Annotated in this window: 22 protein-coding genes; all 22 read right to left on the reverse strand. The window is 50.6% G+C overall.

Annotation, left to right across the window (positions count from 1 at the left end; genetic code table 11):
• Positions 1-30: 30 nt before the first annotated feature.
• The gene (gene ispH, locus U738_RS11455; protein WP_035580483.1) at positions 31-1,008 is read right to left on the reverse strand and encodes a 4-hydroxy-3-methylbut-2-enyl diphosphate reductase; all 978 of its coding nucleotides are present in this window, start codon (positions 1,006-1,008) and stop codon (positions 31-33) included.
• Between the two features lie 37 nt (positions 1,009-1,045).
• Positions 1,046-1,492: an FKBP-type peptidyl-prolyl cis-trans isomerase gene (gene fkpB, locus U738_RS11460; RefSeq protein ID WP_035580485.1), complete on the reverse strand. Its 447-nt coding sequence runs from the start codon at positions 1,490-1,492 to the stop codon at positions 1,046-1,048.
• A gap of 33 nt (positions 1,493-1,525) precedes the next feature.
• The gene (gene lspA / locus U738_RS11465) at positions 1,526-2,068 is read right to left on the reverse strand and encodes a signal peptidase II (protein WP_035580487.1); all 543 of its coding nucleotides are present in this window, start codon (positions 2,066-2,068) and stop codon (positions 1,526-1,528) included.
• Positions 2,061-4,916, reverse strand: coding sequence for an isoleucine--tRNA ligase (gene ileS / locus U738_RS11470; protein WP_035580489.1), 2,856 nt, complete (start codon positions 4,914-4,916; stop codon positions 2,061-2,063). The genes lspA and ileS overlap by 8 nt, the downstream gene beginning before the upstream one ends.
• On the reverse strand, positions 4,900-5,967 hold the full coding sequence (gene ribF / locus U738_RS11475) for a bifunctional riboflavin kinase/FAD synthetase (protein WP_035580491.1): 1,068 nt from the start codon (positions 5,965-5,967) through the stop codon (positions 4,900-4,902). The genes ileS and ribF overlap by 17 nt, the downstream gene beginning before the upstream one ends.
• 64 nt (positions 5,968-6,031) lie before the next feature.
• Positions 6,032-7,615: a murein biosynthesis integral membrane protein MurJ gene (gene murJ, locus U738_RS11480; protein WP_035580493.1), complete on the reverse strand. Its 1,584-nt coding sequence runs from the start codon at positions 7,613-7,615 to the stop codon at positions 6,032-6,034.
• Positions 7,616-7,757: 142 nt separating this feature from the next.
• Positions 7,758-8,024, reverse strand: a complete 267-nt coding sequence (gene rpsT / locus U738_RS11485) for a 30S ribosomal protein S20 (protein ID WP_022521977.1) — start codon at positions 8,022-8,024, stop codon at positions 7,758-7,760.
• A gap of 265 nt (positions 8,025-8,289) precedes the next feature.
• Complete coding sequence (locus U738_RS11490; RefSeq protein WP_035580495.1) at positions 8,290-9,045, reverse strand: amino acid ABC transporter ATP-binding protein; 756 nt, start codon at positions 9,043-9,045, stop codon at positions 8,290-8,292.
• Entirely contained in the window at positions 9,042-9,710 is a 669-nt protein-coding gene (locus U738_RS11495) for an amino acid ABC transporter permease (protein ID WP_035580497.1), read from the reverse strand. Before U738_RS11495 ends, U738_RS11490 begins: the two co-directional genes overlap by 4 nt.
• Before the next feature lie 159 nt (positions 9,711-9,869).
• On the reverse strand, positions 9,870-10,640 hold the full coding sequence (locus U738_RS11500; RefSeq protein ID WP_035580499.1) for an amino acid ABC transporter substrate-binding protein: 771 nt from the start codon (positions 10,638-10,640) through the stop codon (positions 9,870-9,872).
• Positions 10,641-10,806: 166 nt separating this feature from the next.
• Positions 10,807-11,484, reverse strand: coding sequence for a hypothetical protein (locus U738_RS11505; protein ID WP_035580501.1), 678 nt, complete (start codon positions 11,482-11,484; stop codon positions 10,807-10,809).
• A 199-nt stretch (positions 11,485-11,683) separates the two neighbouring features.
• Positions 11,684-13,135: a flagellin N-terminal helical domain-containing protein gene (locus tag U738_RS23590; protein ID WP_035580503.1), complete on the reverse strand. Its 1,452-nt coding sequence runs from the start codon at positions 13,133-13,135 to the stop codon at positions 11,684-11,686.
• A gap of 252 nt (positions 13,136-13,387) precedes the next feature.
• Positions 13,388-14,437, reverse strand: coding sequence for a pseudaminic acid synthase (gene pseI, locus U738_RS11515; protein ID WP_035580505.1), 1,050 nt, complete (start codon positions 14,435-14,437; stop codon positions 13,388-13,390).
• A gap of 15 nt (positions 14,438-14,452) precedes the next feature.
• Positions 14,453-14,962, reverse strand: coding sequence for a UDP-4-amino-4,6-dideoxy-N-acetyl-beta-L-altrosamine N-acetyltransferase (gene pseH / locus U738_RS11520; RefSeq protein ID WP_081899090.1), 510 nt, complete (start codon positions 14,960-14,962; stop codon positions 14,453-14,455).
• Complete coding sequence (gene pseG, locus U738_RS11525) at positions 14,959-16,077, reverse strand: UDP-2,4-diacetamido-2,4,6-trideoxy-beta-L-altropyranose hydrolase (protein ID WP_035580507.1); 1,119 nt, start codon at positions 16,075-16,077, stop codon at positions 14,959-14,961. The genes pseH and pseG overlap by 4 nt, the downstream gene beginning before the upstream one ends.
• Positions 16,074-16,778, reverse strand: coding sequence for a pseudaminic acid cytidylyltransferase (gene pseF, locus U738_RS11530; RefSeq protein ID WP_327050254.1), 705 nt, complete (start codon positions 16,776-16,778; stop codon positions 16,074-16,076). Before pseF ends, pseG begins: the two co-directional genes overlap by 4 nt.
• Positions 16,779-17,840, reverse strand: a complete 1,062-nt coding sequence (locus U738_RS11535; protein WP_035580509.1) for a polysaccharide pyruvyl transferase family protein — start codon at positions 17,838-17,840, stop codon at positions 16,779-16,781.
• A gap of 5 nt (positions 17,841-17,845) precedes the next feature.
• Entirely contained in the window at positions 17,846-19,021 is a 1,176-nt protein-coding gene (gene pseC, locus U738_RS11540; protein WP_035580511.1) for a UDP-4-amino-4,6-dideoxy-N-acetyl-beta-L-altrosamine transaminase, read from the reverse strand.
• Positions 19,021-20,019, reverse strand: coding sequence for a UDP-N-acetylglucosamine 4,6-dehydratase (inverting) (gene pseB / locus U738_RS11545; protein WP_035580513.1), 999 nt, complete (start codon positions 20,017-20,019; stop codon positions 19,021-19,023). The genes pseC and pseB overlap by 1 nt, the downstream gene beginning before the upstream one ends.
• Positions 20,020-21,300: a hypothetical protein gene (locus tag U738_RS11550; RefSeq protein WP_035580515.1), complete on the reverse strand. Its 1,281-nt coding sequence runs from the start codon at positions 21,298-21,300 to the stop codon at positions 20,020-20,022. It abuts the gene before it with no gap.
• A 23-nt stretch (positions 21,301-21,323) separates the two neighbouring features.
• Positions 21,324-23,627, reverse strand: coding sequence for a glycosyltransferase (locus U738_RS22960; RefSeq protein ID WP_081899091.1), 2,304 nt, complete (start codon positions 23,625-23,627; stop codon positions 21,324-21,326).
• A 271-nt stretch (positions 23,628-23,898) separates the two neighbouring features.
• Positions 23,899-24,786, reverse strand: a complete 888-nt coding sequence (locus tag U738_RS11560) for a flagellin N-terminal helical domain-containing protein (protein ID WP_035580516.1) — start codon at positions 24,784-24,786, stop codon at positions 23,899-23,901.
• Positions 24,787-24,931 lie beyond the last annotated feature (145 nt).

Below are 24,931 nucleotides of genomic sequence, written 5' to 3' on the forward strand. Positions count from 1 at the left end.
CCAATACGCAATGCATCACGACGCAGGTTGCTAGCTGCTGGCGATCACCTTTTCGCGCAGCTCTTTTGGCATCGAGAAGGTAATGGTTTCTTCGCGGCCCTGTAGCTCTTCAGGTAGTGCAGCGCCCATGGTTTGCAGCTTGGCAATCACGCCTTTGACCAATACTTCAGGGGCACTGGCGCCCGCGGTCACGCCAATGCGTGAAACATTCTCAAGCCACTGCGGGTCGATCTGATCGGCGTTATCGATCAAATAGGCAGGCGTCCCCATACGCTCCGAGAGCTCACGTAGGCGGTTGGAATTTGAGCTATTGGGGCTGCCTACCACCAGCAGTAGATCACTTTGGGCGGCTAGTTCGCGTACTGCATCCTGACGGTTCTGCGTGGCGTAGCAGATATCGTCATTGCGCGGCCCCTGGATGTCGGAAAACTTCTCGCGCAGCGCATCAATCACCTTGGCGGTATCATCCATCGACAGCGTCGTCTGAGTCACGAAAGCCAGCTTGGTGGGATCACTCACCTCCAGCTTAGCAACGTCTTTTTCGTCCTCTACCAAGTAGATCCGGCCGCCGTGGGAAGTGTCGTAACGCCCCATGGTGCCTTCGACTTCCGGGTGGCCTTCATGGCCGATCAGGATGCACTCCTGGCCGCGCTTGGCGTAGCGCAGCACTTCAAGGTGTACCTTGGTCACTAGCGGGCAGGTGGCGTCAAACACTTTCAAACCCCGTCGTTCCGCATCGGCTTGCACCGCCCGGGAAACGCCGTGGGCAGAGAAAATGACGATAACGTCATCGGGCACTTCATCCAGCTCTTCAACAAACACGGCCCCACGGGCACGCAGGGTTTCGACCACAAAACGGTTGTGGACAACCTCGTGGCGCACATAGATAGGTGGGCCAAACACATCCAGTGCACGGTTGACGATATCGATCGCGCGATCCACACCGGCGCAAAAGCCACGCGGATTGGCTAATTTGATCTGAATGGGCTGGGGTTGCGTCGATTGCATAGTGGCGCCTTGATGCGTAAGCACATCGCTTAGTGAATTAATGCGTTGTCACCGGTTTGACATCGAGCACTTCGACCTCAAACGTCAGGGTACGCCCTGCCAGTGGGTGATTGAAGTCCACTTCAATACGCTCTCCGTCAATGGTTTTGACCACTCCGGGCAATTCCGTTCCCGCTTTATCGGCAAACGACATCACCATACCAATTTCCGGGGCCTCATCACCAAAATCTGCCCGTTTCAGGGTCTGAATATTTTGCGGGTTGTGCTGGCCAAAGGCATGCTCTGGGGTTATCTGGAAGGTGCCCTCCTGACCTGCAGCCAACCCTTTAATAGGATGTTCAAAACCGGGTGGCAGATTGCCGTCGCCAAATTCAAATGTGGCCGGCGCTTTCTCCTTGGTGGAGTCCACTAAGGTGCCATCTTCCAGTTTTAAGGTGAAGTGCAGCGTCACTTCCATACCTTCATCGATCAGATAGTCGCTCATTTCAGCTCTCAATATACCGTTCTAAACGTTCGATTAATGGGAAGCCCCATGCGCTTTTTTGCGCCGCCGCTCACCCATAATGGATTCCCAGATTAAAGCGACCGCCCCCAGGGTAATCGCAATATCCGCCACATTAAACGCCGGGTAGTACCATCCGGCAGCGTGGAAAGACAGAAAATCGACCACATAGCCATGCACCAAGCGGTCGTAGAGATTCCCCAGCGCACCACCGATGATTAGCGGTAGCGCTATCGCCAACAGTTTTTCGTCGTGCTTGATCCGCGAAAGCCACACTGTCAGCGCCACGCTGGCACCCACGGCAATCAAGGCGAAGAACCAGCGCTGCCAGCCTGGATGGGTGGCTAAAAAGCTGAACGCTGCGCCGGTATTGTGCAGCAGCGTCAGGTTAAAGAACGGCAGCACAGTTACCGGCTGGGCATAGCCCAACTGGCTACTGGCTATGTACTTGGTGACCAGATCCAAGGCAATCACCGCCACCGCTAGCCACAGCCAGCGCAGCGGCCGCTGCATTGGCGGCCGTGTGTTTGTATCAGGCGTATCAGTTTGACTAGGCATAGTAACGAATCTCACCGCTGCCTTCGGGGAGGTTGCTGATACAGCGTCCACACAGATCCGGGTGATCCGCATGGGTGCCTACATCGGGACGATGGTGCCAGCAACGCTCGCACTTGGTGTTGTCGCTGGCTTTAACCGCGACTTTCAAGCTATCCAGCTCGGTCGCTTCTGCATCACTTGCAGTAGCCAGGGGCTTAAGCGTCACTTCACTGGTTAGCATTACAAAGCGCAGTTCATCGCCCAGTTTAGCCAGGGTCGCCTGCAGCTCGTCGCTGACATACAGGGTGACTTCAGCTGCCAGGCTACCCTTAATGACTTTGGCATTACGGGCATCTTCCAGGCACTTGTTGACCGAGTGCTTGACCTCCAGTACTTGCTCCCAGAAAGCACGGCCCAACTCAGCGTTGTCGTCCAGGCTGCCCAAACCAGTGTAGTAGGTCTCCAAGAGCACGCTGTCACCGCGCTTACCGGGGATATTCTCGTGAATCTCCTCAGCGGTGAAAGAGAGAATTGGCGCGATCCAACGGCTCAGTGCTTCCACTACATGATAGAGCGCTGTTTGCGCACTGCGCCGCGCCAGGGAATCGGTTTGCGTGGTGTACTGGCGATCCTTGATGACATCTAAGTAGAAGCCACCCAGCTCCCGGGCGCAGAAACCATGCACCTGCTGATAAACATCCAGGAAGCGGTACTCTTCGTAGGCTTTTTCGATCCGCACCTGTAGTTGGTGAGCACGATCTACCACCCACTGATCCAGCGCCAGCATATCGCCAAAGGCCACTTGGTTCTTCTCTGGATCAAACCCGTTAAGGTTCGAAAGCAGGAAGCGCGCGGTGTTACGAATCCGCCGATACACATCGGAGGTGCGCTTCAAAATCTCATCAGATACTGCCATCTCGCCGGAGTAATCGGTCGAGGCGACCCACAGGCGCAGAATATCGCCGCCCAGCTTATCCATCACTTCCTGGGGCGCGACCACGTTGCCCAGCGATTTGGACTGCTTGCGGCCCTGGGAGTCGACGGTAAAGCCGTGGGTAAGCAGTTGACGATACGGCGGATGCCCGTCAATGGCCGACCCCGTCAGCAGCGACGAATGAAACCAGCCGCGGTGCTGGTCAGAGCCTTCCAAGTATAGATCCGCCCGCGGGCCGCTTTCGTGACCATGGGGGTGCGAGCCGCGCAGCACATGGCGGTGGGTAGTACCGGAGTCGAACCAGACATCAAGGGTATCGGTGACTTTATCGTAATCCGCCGCTTCCGCGCCCAACAGCTCTGCCGGGTCGAGTTTGAACCAGGCGTCGATGCCCGCTTGCTCAACGCGCTTAGCCGCCTCTTCCATCAGCCCAACGGTACGTGGGTGCAGCTCGCCGGTTTGCTTGTGCAAGAAGAACGGGATCGGCACGCCCCAGTTACGCTGGCGGGAGATACACCAGTCTGGACGGTTAGCGATCATACTGTGCAGACGCGCCTGCCCCCAAGCGGGGGTAAACGCCGTGGCTTCGATGCCTTCCAAAGCACGCTCGCGCAGGGTTTTACCGTCTTTGCCCTGAATGTCCATGCCCACAAACCACTGGGCCGTGGCACGGTAGATCACCGGCGTTTTGTGGCGCCAGCAATGCATGTAGCTGTGAGTGATGACTTTGTGCGCCATCAGCGCATCCACTTCACGCAGCTTCTCAACGATATGGGGATTGGCCTTCCAAATCATCTGGCCGCCAAAGAGCGGCAGGTCATCGGCGTAAACGCCGTTGCCCTGAACAGGATTGAGCATGTCGTCAAAACTCATCCCATAGGCACGACAGGTATTGAAGTCGTCAACGCCGTAGGAAGGCGACGAGTGCACGATACCGGTACTGCCCACTTCAGACTCGACGTACTCCGCCAGATAGACGGGCGAGAGGCGGTCGTAGAACGGGTGACGGAAATTGATCAGATCAAGGTTTTTACCTTGCGTGGTAGCAATCACCTCACCTTGCAAATCAAAGCGCTCCAGGCAGCTCTCTACCAGCTCTTCAGCCAGCAGCAGCAGGCGCTCGCCGGTATCGACCAGCGCATAGGTAAACTCGGGGTGAACGTTAAGCGCCTGGTTAGCCGGAATGGTCCAAGGCGTGGTGGTCCAGATAACCACGGCTGCAGGCTTCGTCAGCTCGGTTAAGCCAAACGCGGCAGCAAGCTTATCGGCATCCTCCACTGGGAAAGCGACATCGATAGCGTCGGATTTCTTATCGGCATACTCAACTTCGGCTTCCGCCAGCGCCGAGCCACAGTCAAAGCACCAGTTAACCGGTTTCAAGCCTTTAAACACGTAACCCGCGTCGACCATCTCGGCTAACGCACGCATTTCACCCGCTTCGTTGGCGAAGTTCATGGTGCGGTAGGGATGATCCCAGTCACCGATAATACCGAGACGCACAAAGTCGGCCAGCTGTGTTTCTACTTGCGCACCAGCGTACTCCCGGCAAAGCTCACGGGCGTGATCTGGTGCCAGGTGTTTGCCATGAGTCGTTTCAACTTTGTGCTCAATGGGCAAGCCGTGGCAGTCCCACCCCGGTACATAGGGCGCATCAAAACCGGCTAAGTTTTTTGACTTAACGATAATATCTTTAAGAATTTTATTAACGGCGTGACCAATATGGATGCTGCCATTGGCGTAGGGAGGGCCATCGTGCAGCACAAACAGCGGCGCCCCCGCACGCGCTTCACGCAGGCGCTGGTAAATGTTCATATCCTGCCACTGGGAAACTCGCCCAGGCTCCTGCTTCGGCAGCATGCCGCGCATGGGGAAATCAGTTTCAGGCAAATTCAGCGTGTGCTTATAATCCATGGTCTCGTCAGCCGTTGTTAGCATCGGCGGCATCATCCGCCGAAGAAGAATCAGAAGAAATCGTATTTGAAGACCCAGTATCTGAAGACATCGACTCACGCCCAAGCGGGGCCGAGGCCAGCGGAAGAGAATAGTCTTGCTTACCCACCATCGCGCTTAAATAGTGGCGAGCGCGGGCCTGGTCACGTTCAATTTGCGCTTTAAGCGCTTCAAGGCCGTCAAACTTCACCTCACCCCGTAGCCGCGCGCAGGGAAACACCGTCATGCGTTGGCCGTAAAGATCAGCGTTAAAATCCAGCAGGTGCACCTCAAGCGTTGGCCGGTCTGAGCCCACCGTGGGGCGGAAGCCGACATTCGCCACCGCCGGGTAGCGCTCTCCATTTTCCAGTTCAGCCACTACCGCATAGACCCCACGCAGCGTTAACGGCTGGGGCATCAGCGGCAGGTTGGCAGTCGGTACACCAATGGTGCGCCCTAGCTGCTGGTCGCGAACCACGCGGCCATGTAACGAATAGGCACGACCCAGCAAGCGCGCGGCAGCAGAAAAATTGCCGCTGGCAAGCAGCGTCCGCACTCGTGAACTGGAAACGCGTTCGTCATCCACGGTAAAGGTGCGGGTGTGCTCTACGCCAAAGCCCTGTTCACGCCCCACCTCTGCCAGTAAGGCAAAATCGCCACGGCGATCACAGCCAAAGCGGAAATCATCGCCCACCACCAAATGTTTAACACCGAGCCCGTCGATCAATACCTGGTCGATAAACTCACGCCCGGTAAGGCTGCGCAGCGCATCGTTAAACGGCAGAACCAGCACTTGTTCAGCGCCAAAATCGCGCAGTAGCCGCACTTTTTCGCGCAGCCGGGTTAACCGCGGCGGCGCTTGGTCACCGGCAAAAAACTCCCGCGGCTGGGGCTCGAACACCACCACTGTCAGCGGCACACTCCAGCGCGCCGCATGCTCACGGCACTGCTGCAGGATGGCTTGATGGCCGCGATGCACCCCATCGAAATTACCAATGGTCGCAACGCAGCCACGATGAGCCGCTTTCAAGTTGTGCAGACCTCGAATGACGCGCATGGCACCTCAGCCGTTGGAGGATATAAAGCCCCTGATTATAACGAACACGCCCGGCGGGGTGCAGTTACGATTGCATTTTAAAATGACGAATGCGCAAACCCAGTGCAGCCAGCCAAGCAAAATAAAGCGATCCGCCCAATACCACTAAGCCGGTGACCCAGCTTACCCGCTGCCAAAGGCCAAAGGTAAGCCACGCCTGCCAGTCGGGCGCAACAAAGTAGAGCGCCGCACACATTAACCCACTGCCACCTATTAACTGCACCGAATACCGCTTCCAGCCCGGCTGAAAGACCAAAACGCCTTGCTTATGCAGCAAATAGCCCAGCAGGCCAGCATTTAAGAACGCAGAAAGCGCGGTGGCTAACGCTAACCCGGCATGGGCTAGCGGCCAAATCAGCAGTAGGTTTAACACCATATTAGCGACCATGGCGATAATACCTACCTTTACCGGTGTTTTGGTGTCTTGGCGGGCAAAAAAGCCCGGCGCCAATACTTTGATCAGCATAAAGGCCACCAAGCCAAAGGCATACGCGCGCAGACTCATGGCCGCCATTTGGATGTCGTTATCGGTCATCGCCCCGTAATGGAACAGCGTAATCAACAACGGTTCGGCCAGCACCGCCAGCGCCAGCGCCGCAGGCAAGCCTAACAGCAATACAATGCGGATAGCCCAATCGAGCATGGCCGCAAAGTGCTCTTTGGACTGGTCAGCATGGCGTTTAGACAGCGCGGGCAGAATCACCGTACCAATCGCCACCCCAAACACGCCCAGCGGTAGCTCTACCAAACGATCCGAATAGTAGAGCCACGACACGCTGCCCGCCGCCAGCAATGAAGCCAAAACGGTATCCAACAACAGGTTAATTTGCGATACCGATACCCCAAACAGCGCTGGCCCCATCAATTTCAGAATGCGTCGCACGCCCTCATGGGCAAAATTTGGCCATGGCGTGGGCATCAACCCCAAGCGCAGTAAAAACGGCACCTGAAAAACCAACTGCGCCGCCCCAGCAATCAGCACGCCCCAGGCCAGCGCCATGGCGGGCTCTTCCATTAGCGGCATTAAAAACAGCGCCGCACCAATCAGCGAAAGATTCAGCAGCACCGGGGTAAACGCAGGCACCGCGAAGCGGTTCCAGGTATTCAGCACGCTGCCTGAAAACGCGGTAAGCGAAATCAGCAATAAATAGGGAAACGTTAAGCGCAGCATATCTGCGGTCAGTGCCAGCTTTTCGGGCTCGCTGCCAAACCCGGGGGCAAACACCCAAATCAGCCACGGCGCACAGAGCATAGCCACAGCGGTAATCAACGCCAGCACTGCTGTTAAACTACCCGCAGTAGCATTTAGCAGCACGCGGATCTCTTCACGGCTACGCTGGGTGGAGTACTCTGAAAGCACCGGCACAAAGGCTTGGTTAAACGCCCCTTCGGCAAACAGACGGCGCAGAAAGTTAGGGATCTTAAACGCCACAAAAAACGCATCGGCGCCATCCCCCGCCCCCAATAAGGTAGCGATGACCACATCGCGTGCCAGCCCCATCACCCGCGACAGCATGGTCATGGCACTAACCACAAGACCAGAACGCATTAGCCCACGGCGGGCTATCGCGGTGTTAGGGGACGTATTGGGTGCTTTATTCACCGTCATAAGCTATCCAGAAGAAACCATCTAGAACACACCATCCAGAAGAGACTCTCTAGGAAAGATCACCTAAAAAAGACCACCTAGAAAAATCATCCAGACACAAAAAAACCGGCCGCAGCCGGTTTTTTTTATGGCGCCAGCCGGCTTACGCCGCCAGTGCCTTAATACGCTTGTTCAAACGGCTCTTCAGGCGAGCTGCTTTCTTCTTAGACAGCACGTCTTTGTCTGCAATACGGTCAACGACCGGCTGCATTGCCTTGAACTCTTCCATTGCCTTGGCGTGGTCGCCGGTGCCGATCGCTTTCACTACACGCTTGATGTAGGTGCGGACCATGCTGCGCTGGCTGGATTTCAGGACGCGACGGTTCTCGGCCTGGCGGGCGCGCTTGCGAGCTTGCTTGCTGTTCGCCACAGGGTATCTCCTTGGAGAATAAAGGTTGCCGACAAAACGGCAACGAAATTAAATATGTGTTCGCCGGCTGCGCTGTCACAGCACGACGTTTCCGCAACAACCAATTGTTTTGGCTGGGATATCACCCTACCAAAGTGTGTAACAGGCAGTCGAAATTAGCTGCCCATTCACGGGACTTGTCTGAGAGGATGGCGTAGTCTATCACGCGCTAGGCGCGCTTGCTAGCTGTTGTCAATGTGAACATAGAGCCAGCAGGCAACCTCACTCACGGTGCCTCCTGCCCCATAGGCGCTAAAATTTTGCGTAAAAAGTGGCGTGTTCGCTCATCTTTGGGAGCAGTGAACAGCTCCTCTGGTGGTGCTTGCTCGACGATGCCGCCGTCATCCATAAAGACCACTTGATCAGCTACTTCCCGGGCGAACTGCATTTCGTGGGTGACCACGATCATCGTCTGGCGCTCTAACGCTAACTGTTTCATCAAGCTCAACACCTCCTCTACCCATTGGGGGTCAAGGGATGAAGTCGGCTCGTCAAACAGAATCACATCGGCGTTGGCCGCCATCGCTCGGCCAATTCCCACCCGCTGCTGCTGGCCGCCCGAGAGCGAAGCCGGGTAAGCATCCGCCTTATCCGCCAGGCCAATGCGTTCCAGAATCTCCCTCGCCCGCGCATGGGCTTTAGCTTTGGGCAGCTTGTCCACCACGATCATGCCCTCACTGATATTCTCCAGCGCGGTTTTGTTGGCGAACAGGCCATAGTTCTGAAACACAAAAGCCGTACGCCGACGCAGCGCCAAAATATCCGCCCGACTGGCGCGCTGGGTATCGACACTTAAATCTCCGACGGTTAAGCGCCCCGCGTCCGGGCGCTCTAAAAAGTTAATACAGCGCAGCAGCGTTGACTTACCCGTACCAGAAGGGCCAATGATCACAATGATTTCGCCCCGAGAAAGGCTCAAGTCGATATCTTTAAACACCGTGTGGCCGCTAAAACGCTTGGTAATGCCTTGCAGCGAGATCATCGTTGGTAGGCCTTATTCAGGTAAATTTCCAGCCGACGCTGCCCCCAGGAAAGCACTTCCACAATCGCCCAATAGATCAGCGCCACCAGCAAGAACGCTTCTAAATAGAGGAAGCTGCCCGCGGCCTCTTTTTGCGTGGCGCCCATTAATTCGGTAACCCCCAGCGTAAAGGCCAACGAGGTCGCTTTAATCATATCGATGAAGTAGTTCATTAGCGTCGGCGTTGCCACGCGGGTGGCCTGGGGCAGAATAATACGCCGCATAAGCTGCGACTGGGTCATGCCGATGGAGAGCGCAGCCTCGGTCTGGCTGCGGTCAATCCCCACAATGGCAGCGCGAATGGATTCGGCCATATAAGCAGAAAAGTGCAACGTTAGCCCCAGCACCGCGGCGGTAACGCCGGTAATAGAGATCAATGCACTTATTAGCTGCGGCAAGCCATAGTAGAAAAGGAACAGCTGAACCAGCAGCGGCGTGCCACGGAAAAACGAGATAAACAACAGCGCAAAGCCGTTTAAGAATGGCACTTTTGACACGCGAACCACCGCCAGCAAGCACGCCAGAATCAGCGCAAACACCATGGCAATCGTCGCCATTTCCAGCGTGAGCGGCAAGTAGCGCAGCAGAACCGGCAGCAGCCCCCACATATACTCAAGGTTAAGCATGGTTATTCAACATAGTCATTCAACACGGTTATGAAACACAGTTATGAAACACAGTTATTAAACACCGCCATTCAAAATAGCCATTAACAATCGCCGCATCGCGTATCAGCAAACGGCCGTGGCATTGCCACGGCCGCGTAGAACGGATAAATCCAGCGGTTACGGCTGGGTGATATCAGTATCAAACCACTTTTCGGATATCTCGCGCAGTTCACCACTTTCGCGAAGCTCAGCAAGGGCTGCGTCAACGCGGTCACGTTGCTCACGACCCGCCTCGTCATCACGAAACGGCAGCGCATTCTCAATGGTCGAGAACGGCTGGCCAGCCAGTTCTAATGGTAAGCCTTTCTCTTTAATGACCTGCGTAGCACTCACGCGATCCATGACAAACGCCTCAACACGGCCTAGTGCCACATCTTGCTCAATGTTGGACTCATAGGTGCGAATATCGATTTCATCGGCGTTCGGCTGCTCACGCAGTAGCTGCTCGTAGTTCGAGCCCAGATTAACCGCAACACTTTTGCCGGATAAATCTTCCACACCTTGAATGGCATCATTACCAGCCCGCACTACCACCTGCGCGCCGTCATACACGTAAGGCGAAGTGAACACATACTTCGCTTCACGCTCCGGGGTGATCGTAATCTGGTTAGCGATGGTGTCAATACGCCCAGACTCCAGCATACCTGCCAAGCCCGAGAAGCTAGCCGTAACGAACTCAATGTCATCACCGGTGATCTCACCCACGGCGTTCATTACATCAACTTCAAAGCCTTGCAGCTCGTCCTGCTCAACGAAAGTAAAAGGAAAATAACCACCGGACATGCCCACACGGAGCGAATCTGCATGAGCAGCGGCGGCAAACAACCCGCTGGCAACACTCAACGAAAGCGCGGCCAGGGTGAGATTGAGCTTACGGGGTAGTGGCATGAGTCTGTTTCCTCGTTGGTCGATAGTGCGACGATGCGAATAGCCAAACAAATAGTCATGAAACATTAATGTCGGCTATTTTACCCCTACGACAAAAGCATACAAAAGAATATTAAAATTAATTTTTATTCTCTTATTGAATATGCTGTCACAAAGGGCTTCATGGCTACTTTTGTTTGATAGCCAGGAACGTTTTAGGGGTAGCAACTTGGCGTTCTGCATCCAACACGCTTCCGCCTAACGCTGCCAACTCCTGGGTAAACGCAACCAGCTTCTCCAACTGCACCTTATCAAAACCGCGCCTACGCTTGGGCTTTTTGAGGATCACACTTACGCCACCGATTAAGTGCTCTTCTTGCAGGAAGGCCTCTGGAGAGGGCATCACTCCTGGTGGATAGGCATTAGCAATCCGCAATGGATTTTGCGGGGTAACGCCTGGCACGCTGTAAACCTGAAAGGCCGCATCATAGTGGGCCTCCCACTTTTGCAGGCTCGAGAACAGCTTTTTGTTGAGTGCGATATCCGGTTGATCAAACATCACAAACAGTACATGAGTGCTCTCCTCTACCGCCACAGGTGCCACCTCCTCTACGCTATCTTCACTCTCGGGTAACGTAGAGGAGGTATTCATCTGTTTAGCAACAGCTGGGGACTCAACGGGGGTTTCATTGCTCTCATCGGCTGGCGCTGGCTGCCCAAGTCTTAGCCACTCTCCGCCACGCCACATTCCGCCTTCGAGTACGCCTCTACCGCTTAGTAAGAAATACATGCCAACGACCAGGCTGTTGAAACTCAACCAGCCTGCAGCAATCGCTAAGGTTACCGCCAGTTTTTGCGGATCCATGGGGTGTTTTCCTGCCCAATGACGAACGTAAAATTTGGGCACCCGCAAGCCGACGAGTGCCAAGATAACGACTCATTATCGAGCAAACGCTGGGAAGATCAATTTTTGCGGGCTAAGTCATTAGTGGTAGAGATTTTAGAAGAAGCAAGTCCAGTAGGTGTTGGGGCTCCCACAATTAACACACCGATCGGCTAGTTAATTAATCCAGCAGAGAAAGCACGCTTTGTGGATTCTGGTTGGCCTGAGCTAGCATCGAGGTGCCAGCTTGCTGCAAAATCTGTGTACGCATCATATTAGATGCCTCTACAGCATAGTCAGCATCCTCAATTCTCGACTTAGCAGCTCCCAAGTTCACTTGCTCCTGGCTCAAGGTGCCAATGGCAGATTCAAAGCGGTTGTTGAGCGCCCCGTACTGACTTCGATAGCCATCAACCTGCCCCATTGCCTGCTCAAGCTTCTGCATTGCTTCTAAAGCCTTTTCTATAGGATCCAGTGCCACCCCTTCAAGTCCCAACGATTGAGTGTCAGAAGGCGTGGGAGCGATCGTGATGGAATCCATTTTCTGACCAACACCAGCACTAACCACTATGTTTGTAGGGGTGCTAACGGGGGTCGACACCGGTTCTGGGTCGTCGTATTCAATCGGCATGTCGTCCCAAGTAGCCCTGGCATTAAATGAACCTTGGCCTACCACGAAAACAATCAGGTTTTCCGTTACTTTGTCGAAAGTTACTCGCTCCAGCATATTTTCCGATAGATTGCCGTTGTTAAACTCGGTACCGTCATCATCAGCCGATGCCTCATCAAGCCGATCACCGTCGCCGCTATAGGTAATTTTCATGTCGTTATAATCAAGCTCAACAGGCGGCGAGTTTAGGTCATAGCTCCCCGCTGCATCTTGAAGCAGGCTAGCATCGTAGCTGGCCCCAGGCTCAAACCCATTTTCAGCCGTGAGTAGTGAAGCATTAATATCCGTAACGTCTTGTGACTGCCATACATGGTCAGGATGAGCCCCATCAATGGGCGTCCCTATCAGGTGCTTCCCATCTTGAGTGAATATCTGAATGTCGTCATCCAAACCTAAAGAGTTTATCTCCAGCGTGACGTTAGTCGCACCCGCAGGTACGTAAGCCAATGAAACTGTACCGGAGGTAAAACTCTCAAAACCAGGCCCAAGAAGCTCAGTAATATGAGCTGCGTCGCCTAGTTTAACCGGCAATGGCCGTGGTTCCGCGGGTGCGAGCGGCGTCTTACCAAACGCCTCTGTAATGAAAGCGAGTCGGTCGACCTCCTCTGCGAGCTGCTGATACTCGGCATTGATTGAGGAACGGTCAGCATCAGAGAGGGTGCCATTGGCGGATTGAATGGCGAGCTCACGAGCTCGTTGCAAAATATCGTTAATACTATCAAGACCACCTTCGGCAGTTTGCATCAGTGAGATGCCATCGTTAATGCCTTGAGTTAACGTCTTTCCAGCTTGAAGATTGGACTCCATGCGGTTAGCAATAGCCTGCCCGGCAGCATCATCCTTCGCCCCATTGATACGCAACCCCGAAGAAAGGCGCTCGATTGCAGTCTCCATGGCAGAGTGTGAGCGCTTGAGCTGGTTCTGACCGTTTAAAGAGAGCAGATTCGTATTAATCACCGCCATTCAGGACATCCTTGTATACAGTTCGTTAAATTGAGTAACGGCAGGAGTGGTCGAAACTTTAAGGCTTGATAGAGAAAATACTTAAATTTCATGGAATTCCGGAGCAATACTTTCCGTAAACCAGTAGTATCAAGGTGACCGTCGGAATGTGCTCTCTTGAAAATGAGGTAATACCGTGACCTCCACTTTTATCCACCTATCTCCTGCTTGGCATGAAATACAGTGAACACAAAAGAATCATGAAGGCACGTATTACCCAGATCCCAACACGGCCTCCTTCACTGGCGTGTTAGCTTTCACATCTATTACAACTGTCTTTCCGATAATGTCTTTAAGCATCTTGGGCGGCAGTCCATATCCTGGTCTTACGCTTCTTACGGAATCCCCTGTTATTACATCACCCGATTTTAGATCCTTAACAAAATATAAAGACCGGCGGAATTGAACGTTACCTTGTTCACTAGATTTACGGCCGTAATCCACATCACCCAGTGCTTGCCAGGCCGTCTTGGTATCACGGCATAAGTCTGCAAGTTCACGAGGTTCGAGCGAAAAGCTATCATCCGGGCCACCACCATTTCGATTGAGAGTGAAATGCTTTTCGATGATTGAAGCACCAAGTGCCACACTAGTGACCGCAGTAGTATTATCAAGAGTATGGTCAGACAACCCCGTTACTAAACCATGCCGCGCGATCATATCGGGTATGGTACGCAGATTGTAGTCAGAGGCGGGAGCTGGGTAGCCACTGACGCAGTGCAAAACCGCCAATTCTTTACAGCCGCCTTCTCGGGCCGCTTCGATGGCCTCAGAAATCTCCTCTACATTGGCCATGCCAGTGGAAATAATCATCGGCTTGCCGGTGCTGGCCACGTATTTGATTAGGGGTAAATCCACTGCTTCGAACGAAGCAATTTTGTAGGCTGGTGCGTTGAGATCCTCTAGAAGATCAACCGCTGTATTGTCGAAAGGAGAGCTGAAGATGGTTATCCCTAGCTTGCGGGCATGCTCAAACAGCGGAGCATGCCATTCCCAGGGCATGTGTGCCTCTTGGTAGAGTTCGTATAGTGTACGACCGTCCCAAAGGCCACCTTTGATCTTGAACTCTTCGTTAGCACAATCCAGCGTGATTGTGTCAGGTCGGTAGGTCTGTATTTTAACCGCATCGGCGCCCGCTTTCTTTGCCTCTTCAATTATTCTCTTGGCATTCTCAATACTACCATTATGGTTGGCTGACAGCTCAGCGATAATATAGGGCAAACAAGAGGGGCCAATTACACGCCCAGCAATTTTTATCATCATATAAAAGTTAACTCCTTAAAATGCTTGCCATTCGTTGTAGAGAAGTGCATAGCCAATGACATCATGATAGGCCTGACCATCAAAGTGATGATCGCGTAGACAAGACTCTTGTTTAAAACCTAAACGTTCATGAAATTTTCTTGAGCGCGTATTATTTGCGAGCGCTTCGCCACATAGCTTATGCAATTCCAGTTCAATGAAAGCGTATTCTAAGGCGGCAATACCTAATGAATGGCCTCTGCCTTTTGGTACCTTTGGGGAAAGGTAAAACCCCCACTCCCCTCTCTTCGCCCTTGGGTCTATAAGTTGGATATTAACGAAGCCAAACGGTTGACCATCTTGCTCAGCTATCAGTAAGTGGCGGTTAGGGTTTTGTTGTGAACGTAGAAACCACTGACGGTGCTCACTCTCACTTATTTCGTGCTGCGTATACATATTGCAACGCACTTCAGGTGCGTTGCGCCACTGCAACAGCATGGCAAGATCCGCTTCTGTCAGGGGTCTTAAGTTCGTTGAGTATGTCATGCAATTCTACTTTTTTGTAACAAGACATGGCAAAGAAAATCAATACCTTGACCTGTAGTGAGACTGGCAGCAGCCTCGCTCATTTGCCACAAAATCCCCCTCTCTAACAGGCTATTCATCTTCCTCGACAAGTCACTTGTATTTACACTATCAAGAAAAACTGCCGCACCAGCACTATTAAAAGCCTCGGCAATCGCTCGCTGGTTATCCGCTAACACCAACAGTAGGGTAGGCAACCCCAGACAGCAGCGCTCCCAGGAAGTGCTACCCGCTGCACCGATAGCTAGATCCGCCTCCGACATACGTCGCGCCATATCACTGACGTTAACCACCACCTCAGTCGGCCAAGGCAATGCGTTTGCCTGTACTTTGACCTCATTCAACCAGGGCGCCGTTGCGCCCATAATTACGCTAATCTCACAACCGTCAGGCAGATCACACTGCTTGAGAGCTTTCAATACCTGCCCCGTTACATTGTTTTTATCGACACCACCAAGACTAACTAGCAAACGCTTAAATCTGGGTTGTTTCCGACGGCGAGCAAGACTAACTTCTCTCCATTGGGCAAACTCTGGGCGCAGCAAAGCAAACTCTGGGCCGATAAGACAGTGGCAGTACGTGGGTACCAAGGCAGTATAGTCCCCGGCCTCTCGTCCAAGATTTTGATCTAGCAATACATCTGCAAGATGTTCCCGATCAGCGAGATCATCGATAACAAGTAGTCGAGTTTTAGCTGGGCAAACATCTTCTTCCCAACGAGCATCCAACGCGTAGTGATCAACGACTAGCCAGTCAGGTACATGATCTTCATAAATGGACCGGCAGGCACCTGCATCGGTTTGCCATGGAGCTCCCAGCCAGTGGGCGTGATAAGGCAATGCGAAGTCTTCTGTCAAAACGAATTTTTTTATCTCCGTCTGCCGAATGTAATTAAGCCGAAATACCTGAAAGCCTTGCATCTCAATTTGTTCAATCAAATGGCCTTTATGTTCACGGCAAAGGAAGTAACACTCAGCGCCATGTTCGCGTAGCGCGTTAGCCAGCGTTAGGCAGCGCATCACATGGCCAGTACCAATTTCAAGCGACGCATCAACCCGAAAAGCGATAAGTTTCATGATGATTCTGTCAAAAATGCTTTGAACAACCATTCAGCACGCTGCCAGTCCTCTGGAGTATCTATATCCTGTACGCGGTGGCGTGGTAGCCGAATCGGTATAGTGTACTTGCTAAAAAGAGCACGCCCTTCTGACCATGCTTTCGCACGCCCCCAATAGAACTGTCCAGCATCATGCCACGCTTCCTCTAAATCCTGAGAACGAGTAGTAAAATGCTCGGGCTGAAACATTGCCACACCCCCTGATCGGGTCAAGCGTAGAGCCCTTTGAATAGGGAACGCATAGCTAGTCACAGTTACGGCATAATCGGCTATGGAGTCATTGGCTAATTCTTGCCGAGCATATTGAAGGTCACTTGGCTGCACGAACGGAGCAGTGGCATATAAGCAGCAAACGGTTTCAGGAGATTGTTCGTTCTTAATGAGCCATTCAATCGCATGCGCAATGACAGGGATAGTGCCAGTGTAATCATCAGACAATATTTCAGGACGAATAAAAGGAACTTCTGCGCCCCATTGACGCGCAACTGAAGCAATTTCACCATCATCTGTCGAGACAATAACACGCTCAAAACATTGACTCTCAAGGGCAGCCTCAATTGACCAAGCAATCATGGGTTTCCCACAAAAAAATTTGACATTTTTGCGCGGAATTCTCTTACTGCCACCTCGCGCGGGTATTATGCAAATAGTCATTAGCATTTAAGCCGAAGCAATCTTACAAAAAGCATCATGCGCAGCCATACTAAATTTGTCGATCTGCTTCTCAAGCCCTGAAAACTGAATAAAGCCACTTTCTTTATCTTTATAGAGTATCGCTAGCAATTGGTATATAGCACTTACATTTACTCCCTTTCCTCCATTTCCTCCATTTCCTCCATTTCCTACATAGCATGGCTGGCTTATCTTTCTAGTAATTGTAGCGCCATAGTCAGCACCGCGGCCATCTTGCTCAATGAGGTAAGAAAACTTTCTTCTTGATAAAGCACTTACATGTGCATGAACACGATATCCAATATGTAAATCGCACGAATCATAGACATTTAACCCATTATTTAATTCATATATCTTATTGCACTTAAGACCATTCTCGATACAAAAATTTTCCACATCCGGATTAATACCATGCAAACACACCTCAACATCAGCCATGGGAAATATACTTACAACACCGCTATACAAAACTATGAATGATTCAATATAAGAAGATGCATAATGTGGATCCGAAATTATTATTTTCCTTACCTTCTTATCGCCCACCCTAAAAGATAGCCCTTGCCTCTCAGGAGAATAAAATGCCACATCACCATCTAACATAGCATTTTTCATACCAAGGTAACTAAAAAGAAACTGAGTCAAAACACCGCGTGAGCTAAATAGAAAAGCCTCTTCGTCCATCTTTAACAACAACTTTATTGTTGCCTTATCTAACCCAGCATATATATCCTCACTTTCGGAGACTAACAGACTAGTTCCAGATGAAATCACTGAATAAGGAGTTTTTGAATCAACAACATTTCGTATAAATGGATACACAACTTTCTCTAAATCATACCTAACTGCTAAACACGCAAATATTATATGATCTGCCTTCTTAACTTTTGCTTGTACATTACTCCATGAGTCCGCTCTAAAAACAACCTCACACTTACAGCCGGGATCTACACTTGACATACCTTTAATTACGGATTCAGTTATTAACTTATCCCCTATGTTTTTAGAACCTTTTTCTGGATATGTTCCAATAATCAAGTAATTTTTCATAACATTCATTTCCGCCGTAAAGCTTTGAGAAGAATACTGCTCAGCACCCTGATTATATTATCCTGCTGCTTTTCACATACCGTTGGATAGAGTGGCAAGCTGATCGCTTCAGTGTAATAGCGTTCTGCCTCAGGAAAGTCACCATTAGCAAACCCCATATTCTGATAATAAGGCTGCATATGAACTGGAATGTAATGTAAATTAACACCTATATTTTGCTGTCGTAATGACTCAAATACTTTCCGATGACTAATGGCAAGTTTTTCAATTTCAAGGCGAACCACATACAAATGCAACCCTGAATAGCTATCTTTATGCTGCCAAGGCGTAATTAAAGGCAGATTCACCAGTGATTGATCATAGCGTATAGCTAACTCGTGGCGACGAGCAACGTATTGATCAAGGCGCTCTAACTGGCTCAGTCCCAGCGCCGCTTGCAGTTCGGTCATACGATAGTTAAAGCCAAGGTCAATCTGCTGATAATACCAAGGCCCATCGGTTTCATGAGTCATCTGTGCAGGTTCACGGGTAATGCCATGGCTGCGAAGCAAGGCCATTTTGTTGGCTAACTCGTCACTGTTAGTAACCGCTATGCCACCTTCAGCGGTAGTAATAATTTTCACGGGGTGAAAGCTAAACACCGTGATGTCACTGTAGCGACCACTGCCTATGAACTCTCCTTGGTATTTACCACCAATGGCATGGGAAGCATCTTCTATTAGGTGAAAGCCATAGCGCTGGCTGAGCGCACTAATCGCCTGCATGTCGCACGGTTGTCCACATAGATGCACAGCAACAACGACCTTGGGTACGCGCCCTTCTTTTTCCGCTTTTTGTAGCTTAGCTGCTAACGCTTTAGGGCAGAGGTTATAGGTGCGAGGATCGATATCAACAAAGTCTACCTGGGCACCGCAGTACAACCCGCAGTTGGCTGAAGCAACAAAGGTGATTGGAGAAGTCCACAGCCAATCACCTTTACCAAGCCGTAGCGCTAAGCAGGCTAGGTGTAGTGCAGAGGTGGCACTATTAACAGCCAGGGCATGCTTTGCTCCTACATGCGTGGCTACTGCCTGCTCGAAGCTAGGCACTTGCGGCCCCTGGGTGAGGAAGTCGGACTTCAGCACAGAGACCACTGCATCTATATCAGCTTGAGTAATCTCTTGGCGACCGTAAGGGATCATTAAATAGCTCCGATTTTCTCACGATTTTGACTGATCCAGGCCTGAAGATCATCGTCTGTCATCCATTCACTATTATTATTACTTGAGTAAACAAAGCCATCTGGAACAAGCTTGCCGTCTTTAATTCGGTTAGCATCTTTGTCCCAGTTGTTGATCTGGGGTAGAATCTTAAAATGTTCGAGATATTCGTAAGTATAGTAAGCATCTTCAGCACTGATCATCTGCTCATGTAGCTTTTCACCAGGGCGGATACCTACAATCTTCTGCTTGGCTTCGGGAGCGATCACCCGCGCCAAGTCGGTCACCTTCATTGAAGGGATTTTCTTGACATAGATCTCGCCACCTTCCATATCCTCGAAGGCGTGCCAAACGAGTTCAACCCCTTCCTCTAGCGAAATCATAAAGCGGGTCATGCGTGCATCAGTAATCGGCAGTATGCCTCTATCTCGAATAGACATAAAGAATGGGATCACCGAGCCGCGTGAGCCCATAACGTTACCGTAGCGAACCACAGAAAACCGAGTGGAGCTGTGACCGGCATAATGATTGCCCGCGACGAACAACTTATCTGACGTTAATTTAGTCGCGCCATACAAATTAATCGGGCTACTGGCTTTATCGGTTGAAAGCGCCACCAGTTTTTTTACGCCTTTATCAATACAAGCATCTACAAGGTTCATCGCTCCAATAACATTTGTTTTTATGCACTCGAATGGGTTGTACTCAGCCGTGGGAACAATCTTTGTAGCCGCTGCATGAACAACATAATCCACGCCATCCAGTGCACGATAAAGGCGATCACGGTCACGCACATCGCCAATGAAAAAACGTACCCGAGAGTCACCTTCAAATTTCTTTGCCATCTCCCATTGTTTCATCTCATCACGGGAGAAAATTATAATTTTCTTGGGATTATAGCGTGCCAGAAGCATAGGTATAAACGTATGACCGAAGGAGCCAGTGCCACCAGTGATGAGTACTGTCTGATCATTAAACACTTAAGACTCCACTCGCTTGGATTGGGATAGCAGTTTAGAGACAGCATAAGCGACTTTATCTTTAGAACCCAAACTGTAATCTATAGCCTTTTCAGGCATTCTCAAAATATTTTCCTTTTCAACTTCTTTTATTTTAAAAAGAAGACCTGTAGCGAATTCTGCCTCAACGTCACCAATATAATCAGAGCAATAAACCGAAGGAATACCGAAATTCAACGCATCCAGAGCGCAGGTCGATGAATATGTGATATGGACGCTCGCCTTGGCGAGTGACTCATTGATTGAAATTTTGGTGGAGTCTTCAAGGCCGCACTTCACTCCCGCTTTCTTTAACAGCGCCAGCACTTTTTTAGCCTCATCCAAATGCAGTGGATGCGGCCTGATAACGACCTTCTGGCCTTTAATGCGATAAACTTTTTTTATCTCATCAACCGGCACAGGAATACCTTTTGACTGAGGCTGATGCGTATAGAGAATTCGATTCCCCTTCTCTGACACTAGCGCTGTGCCAGATGCATCAGCTTCCTCAGCCTCTTTAAAGACCGGGTTACCACCTTCAACGATTAAGCAAGAGTCAGCCAAAGCACTATCATTCAACAGCATCTTGGTTGCCATGCCGCTCCACGTCCAGAACACATCTGGCAGTAACGGACTGCAAACTTCATTTCTCTTAAACTTTGAGTAACATGGATGTTTGAAACCATTAATCCCATGCTGAACGTCGATAACAGTAATACCCAACATCTTACAAGCAAGAATAATAGGAAAATAATACAAACCATAATAAACTCTAACAACAAGAGCATCAACTTCTGAATTCTTCAGCAACTGATAGTATTTAGCCACCATTCCGTTTAAAAGATAAAACCTTTCTTCCATATTAGCTCGAATACTAACACCAAAATTCTCTTTCAACTTGGAATCAAAAAAATCTACTTCCTCTTTTTGCTTATTACTCAACTCCCTTTTAAACTGCGGCGACAGAAGCTCTAGTTTTTTTGCCTCAACTCCCTTTTCCTCAAACCCTTCAATTATATGTTTCAAAAAATCCTCATCAAAAAAATAACCAACTATCTTTATTTTTCTTTTCTCTGGGTAGCTACTAGACCCTACGCCAACCAGCGTTAGCCTTCCTTTCGTGATGGCCATATTTTTTCGGCTTATCTCTTGAAGGCAAAACTGAAAACTTTCCCTTATAAGTGGAGAATAAGTTAATGAGTGGCCATCCGGTAGGCTGGAAACAATTTCGTCATAAACATCAAATTTTTCATAAGCAAACATAGAAATTTGTTCCCTTAAAAGCTTCAATCAAGCAATGCAAAAAGATTATCATCTTGCCCCAAGAAGGCGGTTTCATTTGCAGCGAATTTTGAATTTAATTCATTATTATCTTTCTCAATCGCAGGTGGAAGCAGCTCCTGTGCCTCTAAAAATTCCAGCGCTTTTTCCTGGCTAACATCGGCTATCAACTCAAAAGCAACATCATGTGCTGCGAAGCCTGAACTGAGAATAAAGGCGAGCTTCATCCTTTCTTTCTCGCTTAGGGTAGCCATGCGTTCGTGACTGGGTAGAAAGAGCACATCGCCGCTCTCTTGCTCTGTGGCGCAGGCTGTTTGGGCGCTTAGCTTTTCTGGCAAATGACTGTAGTGGCTAATATTATGAAAGCGGTAAAAGCGGAAGCCATTGCGACTCGCCCAATGCTGTAGCTCTGCCAAATTGGGCTGTTTTTCATGAGTCAGTTGAAACGCGACACGCGCCTGAATTAACAGTGTATTGGCGAGCGTTTTTTTGCCATGCTCGAGCACAAGCATAGTATCGCTTAGCTCATCGAGAATCAGCCAGTCAAGATTGCCCAATCCGTCGATACTATCCAACGCCACGGTAGTAATGGGCAGCTCTGCCAAAGGCTTGGCGCCTAGATGGTGCCGCTTGGGAAGTTTTTCGAGCGGTAGCGGTGAAAGAATACTGGTCATTTCAGGGGCTACACAGGCGTACAGCGTTTTCGGCTTTCCATCTCCTAGCAGTGCGTGCTGAAATAACTGTATATACTCACTACCTTCGTATTGCTTGGCCTCCTTTATTTCACTGGCGGGGTCAAAGGCGACAATACCAAAGGCTTCCGTCGCCGCCATTTGGTCAGCAAGGCCGCTTTTGATCAAGCTAGCGCGGTTGTCGAGTACCATGATTTTACCTTTTATTTGCCAGGTAAAATCATCGGTAAGCCACAAACGGTTAACTTGTGGTTCGTTGCCCTGCTTGGCTCCAGAGATAGCACCAACCAACTCTTTAAGTGAGTTATCAACCTTGAATTCAGGTTTAGTTGCCAGATAGGCTAAGCGCTGACGATGGCGTTTCTTCTGAATAATGGCAAAGTCTTTATTTCCAGCGCGCAAGTTTACCAGCGGAGTTAAAGCAGTAATTAGCCGCTCCGTGGCGCGGTCGAGATGGTGCTTCTCTTTCCCCACTTGCCAAGCGCGCGCCACCAAATCCTGATACATATCTTCATCGTCGAATAGACTGATGACTGCATCCACTAACGGTTGAAGCTCGTCATCGCTGAGCAGATGTTGGTAGGGCTCTTTATAGCACTCATCCGGAAAATCATAAGAGAGGCCAGCATCGCCAATCATTTCGGGCATGCCACCGCGGTTGGTGATTAGCGCTGGAATACCGTTGAGCATCGCCTCGGCCAGCATACGCCCAGAGCTTTCCCACCATAGGCTAGGCGCAACAACCACACGAGCTCGACTGTAAGGGCCGCGCATATCGCTGGTGTTGGGGGTCACTACAACATTACTTAACGCGATACGCTGCTCCCCCATTCGACGAGTGGTTTCACGCAGCACGGCGGGCCAGTCAGCCCGGGCTTCTACCACTTCAAGCTCAATATCGGGTCTTTCTCGCTCCAGCTTTTCGGCCAGTTGCACAAATACGCTCGCGCCCTTTTGCCAACTAGGGTTAACAAACAATAGTCGCTTACGTTCATGGTGTTCGGCAATGAAGTTTTCTGGAGCGATAAACTTGCCTACCGGATTGGCGGTATAACCAACCTTTTTGCGGTACATATCAGCCGTAGCTTGGCTATCGGTGAGAATCAGATCCACATCACGACACCAGCGTGGTGATTTATAGTTGCCGTTCGCTAGGTAGAAAGCAACAGGTATACCGCGATCTCGTGCCTCATCGGCAATTAGCATGTCAAGCGTTTGGCCGCCGTAGAACCACACAACATCCGGCTTAAAAGAATCCAGCATGTAGAGGTACTGACTATACCAAAGCCCTTCTTCATGCGTCGTCAAATGATTTCGATTGTGACTATAACTCACCACCAACTTATGCGTGAGCGCGCCATCTTCAGCTTCTATCAATTGGTGTAGATGAGCGCTCAGGTCAGAGAATTTTTCTTTAAGCCGCCCCATTCCCTTTGGGTTATCGAATACGGTCGCGCCCAGCACTTGAACGTCATAACCACGAGACACCAGTTGCAGCAACATTTGACGCACGGTCATGCTGGCGCCGCTGGAGGTATCCAACAAGCAAAAGGGATTGGCCCAAAGTATGCGGGGCCTGCGTTTTTGAGTAGCGGATGCTTGAGTTTGCTTAACCATGAAGCGGCTCACAGGAAAAATGGCAATGTGCCTAGCTTACTGTGCTAGGGCAGTGAGCAAAGGCGCGAATCCGCCAGTATTTAGGTAGGTGTTCTCTCGATCAGCACTAACTTAAAGGTGGGGCAAGCAAGAAAAAGGGGCTTAATTATCGATGGCTAACAATTTCTATTTTTTCATGACTTAACTACAATGTAATTACTGAGTCTACAGGCAAAAAAACGGGGCCTGTTGGCCCCGCGATACTTTCTCTTGCATCATACCGACTAAGGTATTAGCCCAGCAGAGACAATACAGACTGTGGCGTCTGATTAGCCTGTGCCAGCATGGAGGTACCGGCCTGCTGAAGGATGTTGGCGCGTGTCATGTTAGACACTTCCACCGCATAGTCCGCATCTTCGATGCGCGAGCGGGCTTCAGAAAGGTTGGTAGAAGTGGTCGCCAGATTATCGATCACTGAGTCAAAACGGTTAAGCGTAGCACCAAGAGTCGCACGATTGGTGTCTAGCGCTTCAGTGGCAGTATCAACTGCATCTACTAAAGCCTTGAAGTCAGTATGTGCAACACTACCACCACTTTGGAGCGTAAACTCCATTCCGTTACCCGCATCAGCAATTACACCGCCGCTGGCGGTATCTAGATCCAGGCCATCAACTGTGGCATCAAGTCTAGAAACGCTAATAACGTCCTCAGCTTCAGTATTGGAGCCAACCTGAATATTAAGGGTAGCGCCGGCACCACTTGCTACGTTTAGCAGGTTAGTACCGTTAAAGTTGTTGCTGCCAGCTACGCGATCAATTTCAGCTAGGCGCTCGTTGATCTCGGTAACGATCGCATCACGGTCTTCTGTAGCGTTGGTGTCGTTGGCGCCCTGTACCGCTAGCTCACGAATACGCTGCAGGTTGTCGTTGATTTGATCAAGACCGCCTTCCATGGTCTGTACCAGAGAGATACCGTCGCTAGCATTACGGCTAGCCTGATCCATACCTTTGATTTGGGCAGTCATTTTGTTGGCGATGGCTTGGCCAGCAGCGTCGTCAGAGGCGCTGTTAATGCGCAGGCCAGAAGACAAACGCTCTTGCGCTTTGGCCAGCATAGACTGAGAGTTAGACAGGTTGTTCTGGCCAATCAGGGCCGTAATGTTGGTGTTGATTACAGACATGTGAGTGCTCCTCGAAATTTAACTGGCCTTGTGGCCTGCTTAGCGGCACTTGCGTTGCCGTTATTATAATTAACGGCCTCCCCACCAACTTCTTTAGAAAAAACCGTTCTTTTTTATGTAAACTACTGTAACTCATCTGATTGAT

The sequence above is a fragment of the Halomonas sp. TG39a genome (assembly GCF_000744395.1).
GTDB lineage: Bacteria > Pseudomonadota > Gammaproteobacteria > Pseudomonadales > Halomonadaceae > Vreelandella > Vreelandella ventosae_B.

What these genes read in the sequence shown, in the direction of transcription:
- ispH (WP_035580483.1), bottom strand. Translation starts at nt 1,008, where the DNA reads ATGCAATCGACGCAACCCCAGCCCATTCAGATCAAATTAGCCAATCCG.
- fkpB (WP_035580485.1), bottom strand. Translation starts at nt 1,492, where the DNA reads ATGAGCGACTATCTGATCGATGAAGGTATGGAAGTGACGCTGCACTTC.
- lspA (WP_035580487.1), bottom strand. Translation starts at nt 2,068, where the DNA reads ATGCCTAGTCAAACTGATACGCCTGATACAAACACACGGCCGCCAATG.
- ileS (WP_035580489.1), bottom strand. Translation starts at nt 4,916, where the DNA reads ATGCTAACAACGGCTGACGAGACCATGGATTATAAGCACACGCTGAAT.
- ribF (WP_035580491.1), bottom strand. Translation starts at nt 5,967, where the DNA reads ATGCGCGTCATTCGAGGTCTGCACAACTTGAAAGCGGCTCATCGTGGC.
- murJ (WP_035580493.1), bottom strand. Translation starts at nt 7,615, where the DNA reads ATGACGGTGAATAAAGCACCCAATACGTCCCCTAACACCGCGATAGCC.
- U738_RS11490 (WP_035580495.1), bottom strand. Translation starts at nt 9,045, where the DNA reads ATGATCTCGCTGCAAGGCATTACCAAGCGTTTTAGCGGCCACACGGTG.
- U738_RS11495 (WP_035580497.1), bottom strand. Translation starts at nt 9,710, where the DNA reads ATGCTTAACCTTGAGTATATGTGGGGGCTGCTGCCGGTTCTGCTGCGC.
- U738_RS11500 (WP_035580499.1), bottom strand. Translation starts at nt 10,640, where the DNA reads ATGCCACTACCCCGTAAGCTCAATCTCACCCTGGCCGCGCTTTCGTTG.
- U738_RS11505 (WP_035580501.1), bottom strand. Translation starts at nt 11,484, where the DNA reads ATGGATCCGCAAAAACTGGCGGTAACCTTAGCGATTGCTGCAGGCTGG.
- U738_RS23590 (WP_035580503.1), bottom strand. Translation starts at nt 13,135, where the DNA reads ATGGCGGTGATTAATACGAATCTGCTCTCTTTAAACGGTCAGAACCAG.
- pseI (WP_035580505.1), bottom strand. Translation starts at nt 14,437, where the DNA reads ATGATGATAAAAATTGCTGGGCGTGTAATTGGCCCCTCTTGTTTGCCC.
- pseH (WP_081899090.1), bottom strand. Translation starts at nt 14,962, where the DNA reads ATGACATACTCAACGAACTTAAGACCCCTGACAGAAGCGGATCTTGCC.
- pseG (WP_035580507.1), bottom strand. Translation starts at nt 16,077, where the DNA reads ATGAAACTTATCGCTTTTCGGGTTGATGCGTCGCTTGAAATTGGTACT.
- pseF (WP_327050254.1), bottom strand. Translation starts at nt 16,778, where the DNA reads ATGCTAATGACTATTTGCATAATACCCGCGCGAGGTGGCAGTAAGAGA.
- U738_RS11535 (WP_035580509.1), bottom strand. Translation starts at nt 17,840, where the DNA reads ATGAAAAATTACTTGATTATTGGAACATATCCAGAAAAAGGTTCTAAA.
- pseC (WP_035580511.1), bottom strand. Translation starts at nt 19,021, where the DNA reads ATGATCCCTTACGGTCGCCAAGAGATTACTCAAGCTGATATAGATGCA.
- U738_RS11550 (WP_035580515.1), bottom strand. Translation starts at nt 21,300, where the DNA reads ATGTTTGCTTATGAAAAATTTGATGTTTATGACGAAATTGTTTCCAGC.
- U738_RS22960 (WP_081899091.1), bottom strand. Translation starts at nt 23,627, where the DNA reads ATGGTTAAGCAAACTCAAGCATCCGCTACTCAAAAACGCAGGCCCCGC.
- U738_RS11560 (WP_035580516.1), bottom strand. Translation starts at nt 24,786, where the DNA reads ATGTCTGTAATCAACACCAACATTACGGCCCTGATTGGCCAGAACAAC.